Below are 12901 nucleotides of genomic sequence, written 5' to 3'. Positions count from 1 at the left end.
GATTGGCTTGGAGTGACAGGAAGAGAAACATCAGGGAAACTTCCGTCACTGCGGTGGATGTCGCTAATAGGCATTTTTGTGGATCACTACTGAGAATGTTTTCAGAATGATTTCCAAATCTTTCCAGAATGACCAATTCGACAGATATTCCAGATCGGCCTGCAATCGGTTTACGAGATCTGCTTTTGCGTGCGTCGCACCACGAAACCCTCTGACCTGCGCCAGACCTGTCAGACCGGGCTTGACCGCATTGCGATGCCAGTATCGGCCATCAATATCCCAGAACAAACGGTTGTCCGCCTTCGATCCAGCAGCATGAGGACGCGGTCCGACAATACTCATGTCGCCGATCAGCACATTGAACAATTGGGGTAGTTCATCAATGCTGGTGCTCCGCAAAAAGGAACCGACTCTTGTCAGCCGGCCATCATCGCGATGGGTCGATACGCTGCCATCGGCACCATCGCCATTGATGTGCATGGAACGCAGCTTCCATATGGTGAAATTTCGATTGGCAAGACCAATTCTCTTCTGCAGAAAAAAGGCTGGCCCACCGCTTTCCAATTTTATCGCAGCCGCCGCTATCAATAGGATCGGCAATGCAATGGGAAGAGCAAGAGCCACAATCACAAGGTCAAGGATGCGTTTGGAGAGGCGCTGCCTCAAACTCAAAGGATCACAACTCAAAAGCAAAGCCGGTTTGCCGGCGATCAGCGTCAGAGCAAGAGGTGCCAACTCGGTCAATTCCTCGACGATTATTTCCCCATGAATATTCAGGGATTTCATGGCAAATGCCCATTTTTCTCTATTTTCTGGTGCGCACTTGACGACAACACGCTCCATATCTCGCGCAATCTCGCCCAGTGCAAGCAGAGCATTATAGTCCCATGGAACCGGCGACATGGATTCCTTTGGACAAAAAGCCATTGTTGCGGGATCATTCTCGTCAATCAGCAACGTCGAATAGGGATTATGGCCCAGCTTGTTCCTGCCAATTTTTGTAACATAATGTCGAGAAAGGGTAAGCGTAGCAATGGTCAATAGTATAGCGGAACCAAACATGATGCGCGAGAATTCCTCGGTAGTTTTCAACGCAAAGGCAAATAGCAGGACCGAGCCCGCAGCCATCAGGAAGCCGGCAAGGGCTGTTCTGATACCGAATTTGAAATCAATGGTCGCCCGCGCCGAGTATCCATCTTTCGACAAAGTTATCATCGCAAAAATAGGAAGAATAACCATCAGCAGTAGTGATTGCTGATAGGTTAGAATACCATGGCGGAAAATATCGGCAACCGAGAAAGAAGCAGTTATGGACACTATATCGAACAAGAGCAGAGCCAAACCGATAGTTCTTCTGACCTGCTTTTTGTTGGTTGAAAAGCCCGCATCCAGATCATTAGGTGCCGAGAAGTAACGCCAACCGACAGTCAGTTGCTGTTCCAGCGCCGCTCCGTCTGCATCATTCGATCTAAATTTGTGATCGTGCTTCATGAGATGACATTTTCCTGCTGCGGCAATCAATTTTCTCGGGCTGCCTGCATTGCAGCGGGATGGTTAAGATTTGGTAAAATTTCTCTATTCTTAGGAGGGGCAATCAACTTACCCTTTTCGAAATTTGATGGTAATGTTAGAGTTCTCCATGACCGACCCAAAATACCGCCCCCGCCGCTCCTGCCTATATATGCCCGCGTCCAACACGCGCGCGCTCGACAAGGCGAAAGGCCTCGCCGCAGACACCATCATTTTCGATCTTGAGGATGCGGTGGCGCCCGACGCCAAGGACCAGGCCCGCGAGAACGCCTGCGCCGCGCTGCAGTCCGGAGACTATGGCGAGCGCGAGCTGGTGGTCCGGATCAATGCCATGGACACGCCTTGGTTCGCTAAGGATCTCCGGCATGCCTGCCGGAGCGGGGCAGACGCCGTTCTGGTGCCGAAGATACTGAACGCCGACGACATCATCCAGATCACCCGGCTGATGGACGAGCATGCAGACAGTCCGAAGACCCGGCTATGGGCGATGATAGAGATGCCGCAGGCCATATTGAAACTGGCCGAGATTGCCGCGCTCGGACTGGACCAGCGGCTGACCACCTTTGTCATGGGATTCAACGATCTGGCCAAGGAGATGCGGGCCGGCCACGACCGCGCGACATTCCTCCCGGTGATGACCCAGGCGGTGATCGCCGCGCGCGCCTATGGCCTCGATATACTCGACAGCGTCTACAATGATTTCAGCGACCCGGCCGGCCTCGAAGCCGAATGTCTCCAGGCCAGCAAGCTCGGCTTTGACGGCAAGACCCTGATCCACCCGGCCCAGATCGAAATTGCCAATCGCGCATTTTCGCCCGACCCGAAGGAAATTGACGAGGCGCAAGCGATCATTGCTGCCTTCGCCGACCCGGCCAACGCCGGCAAGGGCGTAATCGTCGTCGACGGCAAGATGACCGAGCTGCTGCATCTGAAGCAGGCGAAGCAGCTTGTCGCCACCGCGCAGGCGATCGAGGCCCTCGCCCGATAGCCGGTTAAGCCTCGACAAGCTGCGGAAAACTGTTTTAAGTGGTCAATTGAAATCAATTGATGACGGGACAGCAAATGCCCGCCCTTGGGAGAGCGAAGATGGAAGCCTTGGAAGCCGCCGCTGGCGAAGTCAGCAAAGACGAGATCATGAAGCTGTTTCAGGCGCAGCGCGACGCCTTTCATGCCGAGCTGCCGGTCGGCCATGAGGTCCGCATGGACCGGATCAACCGCACGGCGCAAATGATCATCGACCACAAGGACGCGCTATGTGCCGCCGTCTCCGCGGATTTCGGTCATCGCAGCAGCGTCCAGACGGTGATGACCGACCTGATGTCGGTGGTCGGCCATGCCAAGGATCACAAGAAGCATCTGAAGAAATGGATGCGCCCGGAAAAGCGCAGGATGGACTTCCCGCTCGGCCTGCTCGGCGCCAGTGGCCAGGTCGAATATCAGCCGAAAGGCGTTGTCGGGGTGATCGCGCCGTGGAATTTCCCGATCAATCTGGCCTTCGACCCCGCGATCGGCGCCTTTGGTGCAGGCAACCGGGTGATGATCAAATTTTCCGAATTCTGCCCCGAGACCGGCGAACTGGTCAAGAAACTGGTCGCCGAATATTTCACCCCGGAAGAAATGACCGTGATTACCGGCGGGCCCGAGACCGGCAAGTCATTCTCGGAAATCCCTTGGGATCATCTGATCTTCACCGGCGGCGGCGGCATTGCGAAGCATGTCATGGCGGCGGCAGCGCAGAACCTGACTCCGGTCACGCTCGAGCTGGGCGGCAAGTCGCCGACGATCGTCGGACCGGACGCGGATATCCAGAAAGCCACCCAGCGCATCGCCATGGGCAAGATGATGAACGCCGGGCAGATCTGTCTGGCCCCCGACTATCTGCTGGTCCCGCAGGACAAGGAAGACGCAGTCGTCTCCGGCATCGCCGCCAGCGTCGCCGAACAATATCCCACGCTGATCGGCAATGACGACTATACATCGGTGATCAACGGCCGGCACAAGGAACGGCTGCAGGGGCTGATAGACGACGCGGTGGCAAAGGGCGCCCGGCAGACCGTCGTCAATCCGGGAGGCGAGGATTTCTCCAACACCAACAGCAACAAAATGCCGCTGACCCTGCTGCAGGACGTAAATGACGACATGCGGGTGATGCAGGAAGAGATTTTTGGCCCGATCCTGCCGGTCAAGACTTACCGCAATCTCGATGAGGTGATCGACTATGTGAACGATCACGACCGGCCGCTCGGCCTCTATTATTTTGGGGAGACCGAAAGCGACAAGCGAAGAATTCTCGACAGGACCATCTCAGGCGGCGTGACCGTGAACGACGTGATCTTCCATATCGCCCAGCATGATCTGCCGTTCGGCGGCGTCGGCCCTTCCGGCATGGGCGCCTATACCGGCCCTGACGGCTTCAAGGAATTCAGCCATGCCAAAGCCGTTTATCGTCAGCCGAAGATTAACATTGCCAAAATTGCGGGTTTCCTTCCGCCTTATGGTGCGACTACCGAAAAGACCATGAAGCAGCAGATGAAACTGTAAAGTCAGGAAAATATGCAGAATTTCCGCTAGCGGGGCTCAAGGTCCTCGATTTTTCGCGCGTCGTAGCCGGCCCCTATGCGACGCGCATGTTGTCCGACCTCGGCGCCGAAGTGCTCAAGGTGGAACCGCCCGAAGGCGACGTGACGCGCAAGCTGGCCAAGCGGGAAAGCGGCGTGAGCGGCAATTACCTGCAGCTCAACATCGGCAAGCGCAATATTTGCGTCGATCTCAAGGCAGAGGGTGCCCGCGATCTGATCCACCGGCTGGCGGCGAAGGCCGATATTGTCGTTGAAAATTTCCGTCCGGGCGTGATGGACAAGTTCGGCATCGGCTGGACCGATTTGTCGAAGGTCAACCCGCGGCTGATCATGCTGTCGATTTCCGGCTATGGTCAAACCGGTCCGGAACGCGGTCGGGCAGCCTATGCGCCCGTGTTGCACGCGGAAAGCGGCCTGATTGCCCGACAGGCCGAAATGAGCGGTGGCAGGCCGACCGATATCCAGTTTGCCATGGCCGACAGCTACAGTTCACTGCACGGCGTGATCGCGATACTGGCCGCATTGCGTACGCTCGACCGCACCGGCGAAGGCGAGCATATCGATCTGGCGATGCTGAACGTGCTGCATTCGTCCGACGACTATGCCCATTTCGCGCTCGACAATATCTGGCCAAAAGCCCCCGAGACGCTGGTCTGGGAGGCACCCGAAGGACGGCAGATCCTGATCACCGGCGACATGAAATGGCTTTGGATCATGTTTTCGACCAAGGACGGCCTGCGGGATCCGACGCCCGAAGGAGCGGACATAGAAACGAAAGTTCACCTGCGGCAGGAGGCGATGGAACAGCATATCCTCGCGCACGACAGCTTCAACGCCCTGACCGCAACGCTTGACCGGCTCAATCTCGCCTGGGGCGAAGTCTACCCGTTTGGACCGGACATCTACGAGCAGGTCAGCATCAAGTCCCTGGGTACAATCGTCGACGTCACCGACGACGAAGGCCATGCCCGGCGAACCGTGCAATCGCCCTATCGTTTTTCTCAATCAAAAAGCGGCATTGATAGCAGCGCCAAAACCGCAAAACGCGGCGAACATAATGTCGCCGCGCTTCGGGATTGGCTCGATATGGACGAGAGCGAAATCAGCGCGCTTGCCGAAAGCAAGGCGCTGATCTCGGATTAGCCTAGGCGTCCGCGTTGCGCGCCTGACGGCGTTTGAACGATTTCGCACCATTGTTCCAGTGCTTCGGTCCGTCACTCTTGGCACCAGCACTCGAACCCGGGCCACCGCGTCCGGAACCGCCGCCGCCAGGACGACCCTTGCGGGCGCTATGCTTGTTCTTGGGCGGTCCGCTGCGGGTGGGCGTTGCACCATATTTTTTCGGCTTTTGGCCGTAGATACGCGGAGCGACTTCCTCGCGGGGCGGCTCATCATAGCCCTCGGGCAATGGCACCACATCGGGTTTCACGCCGGTCAGCTTGACCACATCGCGCAGGAACTGGCGCTCGTCAGGCGCGACCAGCGAATAGGAAATGCCGCTCGCCCCTGCCCGTGCGGTCCGACCAATACGGTGGACATATTGTTCGGACACATTGGGCATGTCGAAGTTGATGACATGGGTGATGCCGTCGACATCGATGCCGCGCGCCGCGATATCGGTGGCGACCAGAATGTTGATCTTGCCCGACTTGAAGTCACCCAGAGCGCGTTCACGCTGCGGCTGGCTCTTGTTGCCGTGGATCGCTGCGGAATGGATGCCGACCGCCATCAGGTTCTTGACGACCTTATCTGCGCCATGCTTGGTCTGGGTAAACACCAGCATATGGTCGGGATTTTCATTGTTGATGAAATCCTTCAGCAGCCGCTGCTTGTCATCCTGGTTGATATAGGTGACCTTCTGGTCGACCCGCTCGGCGGTAGTCGACTGCGGCGCCACCGATACCTGAACCGGATTGGTCAGGAACTGGTCGGCCAGCTGCGAGATGGTCTTCGGCATGGTTGCGGAAAAGAACAGGCTCTGGCGCTGCTTCGGCAACATCGGCACGATCCTCTTGAGCGGCACGATGAAACCAAGGTCCAACATTTGGTCGGCTTCGTCGAGCACCAGAATTTCAACCTTGGAGAGCGTCAGATAACGCTGGTCGATCAGGTCGAGCAGACGGCCCGGCGTTGCGACCAGCACATCGACGCCGCGCTCCAGGGTGCGCTTCTGCCGGTTGATCGGCACCCCGCCAAAGGCGGAGGTGACGAACAGGCCGAGACCCTTGGAATAGCCGGTCATGCTGTCGGCAATCTGCCGGGCGAGTTCGCGCGTCGGCGCCAGCACCAGCATGCGGCATTCAAAGCGGCCAGCGCGCTTCTTGTTGTTCAGCAGATGATGGATAGAAGGCAGCGAGAAAGCAGCGGTCTTGCCGGTGCCGGTCTGTGCAATGCCCAGGATGTCCTTGCCTTCGAGCGCCGGCGGGATAGCCTGCTGCTGGATTGGCGAAGGCGTGGTGTAGCCGCCTTCGGCCACGCGTTTTTGGATTGCTTCCGCGAGAGCGAAATCAGAAAATTTAGTCAAAAATAATACCTTAAGATAAGCAGCAAGTGGGCGCGGCACGGATTTGACTCGTGCGCGCGTTCGCCGTCGGTTAAGACGACCCGCGTGATCAGGCTGCCGGAAAGAAAGAAGCAATGAAGGCGATAGGTTCGAGACGATCCAGTCATCTCTCACGCAGAACTCTCGCCAGACGGTCAATCTTTATTGCCGCCTTTGCTGCGATGCAACATAGGCTGTTCTGCGATTAAGTCAAGCGTCGTGATCGCGGTATCTGCACTTGCGTTGCGATTTCGGTGCCAGCATGCGCTCCACGCTAGCGTTAGTGTCGATGATCTGCTTTCGAAAAGAAGGCAGATAATGCCCGTCATCCACTGCAAAAAATTCATTCCCGGACGCTGTAGGCAGCAAAAAACTATCAATCCTGACCAATCCATTTATGGCATAGCCGATGACAGACGCAAAACCCCATAACCGCGACAAGAATTACCGGATCAAGAGCAACAGCCCGTTTCTGCAGGCGCTGGGCATTGCCAACGACGCCGGCGAGATCAAGCCCAACAGATACGGAAAATACCGGCAGATCTGCCGCTTTGTCGAGATTTTTGTCGAACGGATCGAGCGGACCCAGGCGGTAAAGCAGAAGCGGGTCAAGGTTCTCGATATTGGATCGGGCAAGGGCTATCTGACCTTTGCCATGTATGACCAGCTCACCCGGGCCGGACTCGACCCCAAGATTGACGGCGTCGATACCCGCGCCGAAATGATCGATCTGTGCAATCATGCGGCGCAAACCGCCGGCTTCGAAAATTTGGCGTTTCACAATATGAAGGCCGAGGATTTCGTTCAGGGCTATTATGATGCCATCGTCGCGTTGCACGCCTGTGACACGGCGACCGACGATGCCCTGTTTTATGGCATACGATCGAAATCCAAACTGATCGTCTGCGCCCCTTGCTGCCAGCACGAGGTTTTGGTGGATCTGCAAAAGAGCGAGACCGAGAGTCGCAAATTCATCTCGCACGGCCTGTTTCTGCAGAAACAGGCGGACCTGATCACCGACAACAGCCGCGTGATGCTGCTCCGGTCGCAGGGTTATCAGGTGGATGTCATAGATTTCGTTTCGACCGAGCACACGCAAAAGAACACGCTTATTACCGCGGTAAAGAAGAACAAGCCGTCTCCGAAATATGTCGAGCAATATGAATCCTATAAAAAGGCTTTTGGCTTTAACGGGATAAAACTGGAGTCTTTGATGCGGGAGGCGGGAATGATCCGCTCCTCCGCGATCTCGGACGAACGCTGAAGTCGAACTGGCTCAGCGTCGATCGTTACCACTTGATGCGGCGGTCAGACTGGTTAGAGTGGCCCTTTCGCTACCCTCGCTCCGCGCGACGGACACGGCCCTCAAGACGGATCTCATTATGCGCAACCTGCTTCTCTCCACCATTGCCCTGGCCGCCTTCACGACAAGCCCTGTTGCCGCGCAGGACGCAGAAGCGCCTGCGAAACCTGCACTGGAAATTGGTGGTGGCGGACGCCCCGTTGGCGAAGCCTGGTCGCGCAGCCCCATTCACGCCCAGCATGGCATGGCGGCGACCGCCCATCCGCTGGCCAGCCAGGTCGCCATCGACATATTGAAAAAAGGCGGCAGCGCCGTTGATGCCGCGATTGCGGCCAATGCCGCGCTGGGCCTGATGGAGCCGACCGGCAACGGCATCGGCGGCGATCTGTTCGCGATCATCTGGGATCCGAAGACGCAGAAACTCTATGGCCTGAACGGCTCCGGCAAAAGCCCGATGGGAACCAGTTACAAGCAGTTCATCGAGCAGCTCAACGGGAGCGAGACCATTCCGCCCTTCGGTCCGATGCCGGTAACGGTACCGGGCACGGTCGATGCATGGTTCGAGATGCACGACCGCTTTGGCAAGCTCAGCATGGCCGACATTCTGGCCCCGACCATTGCCTATGCGAAAGAAGGCCATCCGGTGGCACCGGTGATCGGCTATTATCTCGAAAGCAATCTCAAGCGGTTCGAGCAGAGCCTCGACATGATCGGCGAATTTGACAACGCCCGCACGACCTATTTCAGGAACAGCGCACCAAAAGCGGGCGAGATTTTCAAGAACCCGGATCTAGCCAATACGCTTGGCAAGATCGCCGCCGGCGGCCGCGACGCCTTTTACGAGGGCGACATCGCCAGGACCATCGACGCCTATTTCAAGCGGATTGGCGGCAATTTGCGCTACGAGGATTTTGCCGCGCATAACAGCAAGTGGGTCGAGCCGGGCTGCGTGGTCTATCGCGCCGGCTATGAGCTGTGCGAACTGCCGCCCAATTCGCAGGGCTTCGCGGCGCTGCAGATGGCCAATATCCTCAAGAACGTCGATCTCGCGCAGTGGCCGCGCGGCAGCGCCGAGGTATTGCATTATATCACCGAAGCCAAAAGGCTCGCCTTCGAGGATGTCGCGCGCTTTTACGCCGACCCCGACGCCTCCCCTGCCCCGCTCGACTGGCTGCTCTCCAATGCTTATGGCAAGGAGCGGTTCGCCCTGATCGATCCGGCGAAAGCGACCCCGGCCTTCGGACCGGGCGAGCCCAAGCTGGAAGGCGAAGGCGACACCACCTATCTCACCGTTGCCGACAAGGACGGCATGATGGTGTCGCTGATCCAGTCCAATTATCGCGGCATGGGCAGCGGGCTGGTCGCCGACGGCCTCGGTTTCATGTTCCAGGATCGCGGCGAGCTCTATTCGCTCGATCCCGCCCACCCCAACGCCTATGCCCCGGGCAAGCGCCCCTTCCAGACGATCATCCCCGCCTTCATGAAGAAGGACGGCAAGCCGTATATGTCCTTTGGCCTGATGGGCGGCGGCATGCAGCCGCAGGGCCATGTCCAGGTCATGATCAATCTCGTCGACTATGGCATGAACCTGCAGGAAGCCGGCGATGTCGCTCGCCTGAACCATGACGGGGGCCGCCAGCCGACCGATGATCTGGCGGGAACCGGAGCCGACCTTCTGGGTATACTCAATGTCGAACCCGGCATATCGGACGAGACGATCGAGCGGCTCAGGGCGATGGGTCACAAGGTGGAAGTGGTCGGCAACGGCGCCATGTTCGGCGGCTATCAGGCGATCACCCGCGATGCGGACACCGGCGTCTACACGGGCGCCACCGAGATGCGCAAGGACGGCCAGGCAATCGGCTACTGACAGGCCGCAACTAACGACCAGATATTCAACAGAAATGGAATCGCAAATGCGGAAATTCTGCCTCCTAACCCTGCTCCCGCTGCTGGCTCTGGCCCAGCCGGCATCCGCACAGATGGAAAATTTCAGGACCGGTCCGGTTTTCGACGACTTCGGTCCGACGGCGCCGGTTGAGCAAAGCGAGCCGCTGGCAACGGATGCCCGCTTCAGCATCGCCTTCGACGTGGCCACCGCCGCTGATCCCGACAAGATCAACCGCACCATCGAAAGTGCTGCCCGTTTCATCAACATGCATGTTGCCGCCGGGGTTCCGGAGGAGAATATCCGTCTCGCCATCGTCGTCCATGGCGCAGCGGCCTTCGACCTGACCAAAGAGGATTTTTTCGCCGCGCATCGCGACGGCCGGAAAAATGCCAGCGCTGCCGCGATCGCGCAGTTGCAGGAGCATGGCGTGCAATTCCACCTTTGCGGCCAGAGCGCGGCCTCACAGGGGATCACCAAAGCCGACCTGCTGCCCGGGGTCAATATGTCGCTCTCCGCGATGACTGCCCACGCGCTGCTGCAACAGCAGGGCTATACCGTAAACCCGTTCTGACCGAGCTGACAATCCTGCAATGCTGAAGGTCGCGAGTTACAATATTCACAAGGGCATCGGTACGGACCGGCGGCGCAATCCCGGCCGGATCATCGACGTGCTCAACGAGATCGACGCCGATATCATCGCCCTGCAGGAAGCGGATCGCCGCTTCGGCGCGCGTGCCGCCGCGATCCCGGAAAAGCTGCTGGAGATGCACAGCGACTATCGGGCCATCCCGCTCGACGTCCAGATCGATTCGATGGGCTGGCACGGCAACGCCCTGCTCGTCCGCAAGTCGGCCGAAGTGGTCGCGCACGATATCATGCATATACCCTGCCTCGAGCCGCGCGGCGCGATCATGGGTCATTTCGAAATAGACGGACGACAGCTGGCAGTGTTCGGCATGCATCTCGACCTGTCGGGCCTGTGGCGCCGGCGCCAGGCGGCGGCCATCGTCAAGCTTGCCCAGCAGAAGGAACAGGACGTGCCGGTCGTGCTGATGGGCGATCTCAACGAATGGAGCGCTGCCGGGGGATGTCTAAAGGATTTTTCCCGCGCCTTCGACATGGTCGATTGTGGCCGCAGCTTCCATTCGCGCAGCCCGATCGCCACCCTCGACCGGATCATGCACTCCCGGGCAATCCGCGCTCAGGCGGCCGGCGTCCACGACAGTCCGTCCGCGCGCAAGGCCTCCGATCACCTCCCGGTCTGGGCCGAACTCGCAGTCGGCTAGCCCCGCGTCCGCGCTGGCGTTGGGCGACTACGTAACTCTACCTATATAGCCCCGCCCCTGCGGCTGGTAGCGCCACCCCTACACAACGGGGAAGGACGTTATGGACAATTTACTGGTGAAGGCCGGCGGATGGCTGGCCCTTGTATTTTTGGCATTCATCGCGATGGTCATGGCCGCCGACGGCGGCTTTGCGGTGCACATGGGGATCATCATGGCGGCAGCGCTGATCGCGCTGTTGGTGACGATCAGCAAGGCCGACTATGCCGCCATCGGAAGGGGCATCCTGAATGCACCGGCCGATCCCGGAAAATATGATGACGATCCGATCCGCTGGGGCGTGATCGCGACGTTGTTCTGGGGCATGGCCGGTTTCACCGTCGGTCTGTACATCGCCCTGCAGCTTGCCTTTCCGGTGCTCAATCTTGGCCTGGAATATACCACCTTCGGACGCCTGCGCCCGCTGCACACATCCGCCGTCATTTTTGCCTTCGGAGGCAATGCGCTGATCGCGACGAGCTTTTACGTCGTCCAGCGCACCTGCAGGGCGAGGCTGGCCTTCCCCGGCCTCGCCCGTTTCGTGTTCTGGGGATACCAGCTGTTCATCGTGCTGGCCGCCACCGGCTATCTCCTCGGCGTCACCCAGTCGAAGGAATATGCCGAACCCGAATGGTATGTCGACATCTGGCTGACCATCGTCTGGGTCAGCTATGCCGCGGTCTTCATCGGCACGATCGTCAAGCGGTCGGAACCCCATATCTATGTCGCCAACTGGTTCTTCCTCAGCTTCATCCTGACCGTGGCGATGCTGCATCTGGTCAATGGCCTGTCGATGCCGGTCAGCTTGCTCGGGGCAAAAAGCTACAGCGCCTTCGCCGGGGTCCAGGACGCCCTGACTCAGTGGTGGTACGGCCACAACGCCGTCGGCTTCTTCCTGACCGCCGGCTTCCTCGGCATGATGTATTATTTCGTGCCGAAACAGGCCGAACGGCCGGTCTACAGCTACCGGCTGTCGATCATCCACTTCTGGTCGCTGATCTTCCTCTACATCTGGGCCGGTCCGCACCATCTCCACTATACCGCATTGCCCGACTGGGCACAGACGCTGGGTATGGTCTTCTCGATCATGCTGTGGATGCCGAGCTGGGGCGGCATGATCAACGGCCTGATGACGCTGAACGGCGCCTGGGACAAGATCCGCACCGATCCGATCATCCGGATGATGGTGCTCGCCCTCGCCTTCTACGGCATGAGCACCTTCGAGGGCCCGATGATGTCGATCAAGGCAGTGAACAGCCTGTCACATTACACCGACTGGACCATCGGCCATGTCCACAGCGGCGCGCTCGGCTGGAACGGCATGATCACCTTTGCCGCGCTATACTACATGGTGCCGCGGCTCTGGGGCCGCAGCCGGATGTACAGCCTGCGCATGATCAACTGGCACTTCTGGCTCGCGACCATCGGCATCGTTCTATACGCCGCCGCGATGTGGGTTGCCGGCATCATGCAGGGCCTGATGTGGCGCGAATATGGCGACGACGGCTATCTCGTCTATGCGTTCAGCGAGGTCGTCACGGCGATGTTCCCGATGTACCTGATCCGTGCAACCGGCGGCCTGCTCTATCTCGCTGGTGCTGTGGTCATGGTTTACAATGTCTGGATGACGCTGGCCGGCCATCTCCGCGATGAACAGTCGATGACCGAAACGCCTCACGACGCGGCCGCCGACAAGCCGCTGGTCGCGGTTCCGGCAGAGTGAGGGAGACAAAA

The 12901-nt window shown here is 58.7% G+C and carries 9 protein-coding genes and 1 pseudogene; 8 read left to right on the top strand and 2 right to left on the bottom strand.

Annotation, left to right across the window (positions count from 1 at the left end; translation table 11 throughout):
• Positions 1-63 precede the first annotated feature (63 nt).
• Positions 64-1491 (bottom strand): exopolysaccharide biosynthesis polyprenyl glycosylphosphotransferase, encoded by a 1428-nt coding sequence (locus tag V7650_RS01530; protein WP_335654473.1) that lies wholly within the window; start codon positions 1489-1491, stop codon positions 64-66.
• 148 nt (positions 1492-1639) lie between these two features.
• On the opposite strand from V7650_RS01530, the gene V7650_RS01525 reads away from it, so the two are divergent.
• The 3 genes and pseudogenes from V7650_RS01525 to V7650_RS01515 all read left to right on the top strand — a co-directional run.
• Positions 1640-2518, top strand: a complete 879-nt coding sequence (locus V7650_RS01525; protein WP_335654472.1) for an HpcH/HpaI aldolase/citrate lyase family protein — start codon at positions 1640-1642, stop codon at positions 2516-2518.
• Between the two features lie 98 nt (positions 2519-2616).
• Entirely contained in the window at positions 2617-4071 is a 1455-nt protein-coding gene (locus tag V7650_RS01520; RefSeq protein ID WP_335654471.1) for a coniferyl aldehyde dehydrogenase, read from the top strand.
• Between the two features lie 38 nt (positions 4072-4109).
• Positions 4110-5252 (top strand): annotated as a pseudogene (locus tag V7650_RS01515) (CaiB/BaiF CoA transferase family protein); the annotation flags it as partial.
• A 1-nt stretch (position 5253) separates the two neighbouring features.
• Here the strand turns inward: V7650_RS01515 and V7650_RS01510 are convergent.
• Positions 5254-6633: a DEAD/DEAH box helicase gene (locus V7650_RS01510; protein ID WP_335654470.1), complete on the bottom strand. Its 1380-nt coding sequence runs from the start codon at positions 6631-6633 to the stop codon at positions 5254-5256.
• Positions 6634-7060: 427 nt separating this feature from the next.
• Between V7650_RS01510 and V7650_RS01505 the strand changes: the two genes are divergently transcribed.
• From V7650_RS01505 to ccoN, 5 genes are all read left to right on the top strand, one after another.
• Positions 7061-7915: a class I SAM-dependent methyltransferase gene (locus V7650_RS01505; protein WP_335654469.1), complete on the top strand. Its 855-nt coding sequence runs from the start codon at positions 7061-7063 to the stop codon at positions 7913-7915.
• Between the two features lie 118 nt (positions 7916-8033).
• The gene (locus V7650_RS01500) at positions 8034-9824 is read left to right on the top strand and encodes a gamma-glutamyltransferase family protein (protein ID WP_335654468.1); all 1791 of its coding nucleotides are present in this window, start codon (positions 8034-8036) and stop codon (positions 9822-9824) included.
• A 46-nt stretch (positions 9825-9870) separates the two neighbouring features.
• A complete protein-coding gene (locus V7650_RS01495) occupies positions 9871-10416 on the top strand; it encodes a DsrE family protein (RefSeq protein ID WP_335654467.1) in 546 nt (181 codons plus the stop codon).
• A gap of 19 nt (positions 10417-10435) precedes the next feature.
• Positions 10436-11131 (top strand): endonuclease/exonuclease/phosphatase family protein, encoded by a 696-nt coding sequence (locus V7650_RS01490; RefSeq protein WP_335654466.1) that lies wholly within the window; start codon positions 10436-10438, stop codon positions 11129-11131.
• A 100-nt stretch (positions 11132-11231) separates the two neighbouring features.
• Entirely contained in the window at positions 11232-12890 is a 1659-nt protein-coding gene (gene ccoN, locus V7650_RS01485) for a cytochrome-c oxidase, cbb3-type subunit I (protein ID WP_335654465.1), read from the top strand.
• Positions 12891-12901: the final 11 nt, after the last annotated feature.

It is taken from the genome of Parasphingorhabdus sp. (assembly GCF_036964565.1).
Classification (GTDB): domain Bacteria; phylum Pseudomonadota; class Alphaproteobacteria; order Sphingomonadales; family Sphingomonadaceae; genus Parasphingorhabdus.
The sequence above is the reverse complement of the archived record's forward strand: the minus strand, read 5'-3'. Positions and strand labels throughout refer to the sequence as shown.

What these genes read in the sequence shown, in the direction of transcription:
- V7650_RS01530 (WP_335654473.1), bottom strand. Translation starts at nt 1,491, where the DNA reads ATGAAGCACGATCACAAATTTAGATCGAATGATGCAGACGGAGCGGCG.
- V7650_RS01525 (WP_335654472.1), top strand. Translation starts at nt 1,640, where the DNA reads ATGACCGACCCAAAATACCGCCCCCGCCGCTCCTGCCTATATATGCCC.
- V7650_RS01520 (WP_335654471.1), top strand. Translation starts at nt 2,617, where the DNA reads ATGGAAGCCTTGGAAGCCGCCGCTGGCGAAGTCAGCAAAGACGAGATC.
- V7650_RS01505 (WP_335654469.1), top strand. Translation starts at nt 7,061, where the DNA reads ATGACAGACGCAAAACCCCATAACCGCGACAAGAATTACCGGATCAAG.
- V7650_RS01500 (WP_335654468.1), top strand. Translation starts at nt 8,034, where the DNA reads ATGCGCAACCTGCTTCTCTCCACCATTGCCCTGGCCGCCTTCACGACA.
- V7650_RS01495 (WP_335654467.1), top strand. Translation starts at nt 9,871, where the DNA reads ATGCGGAAATTCTGCCTCCTAACCCTGCTCCCGCTGCTGGCTCTGGCC.
- V7650_RS01490 (WP_335654466.1), top strand. Translation starts at nt 10,436, where the DNA reads ATGCTGAAGGTCGCGAGTTACAATATTCACAAGGGCATCGGTACGGAC.
- ccoN (WP_335654465.1), top strand. Translation starts at nt 11,232, where the DNA reads ATGGACAATTTACTGGTGAAGGCCGGCGGATGGCTGGCCCTTGTATTT.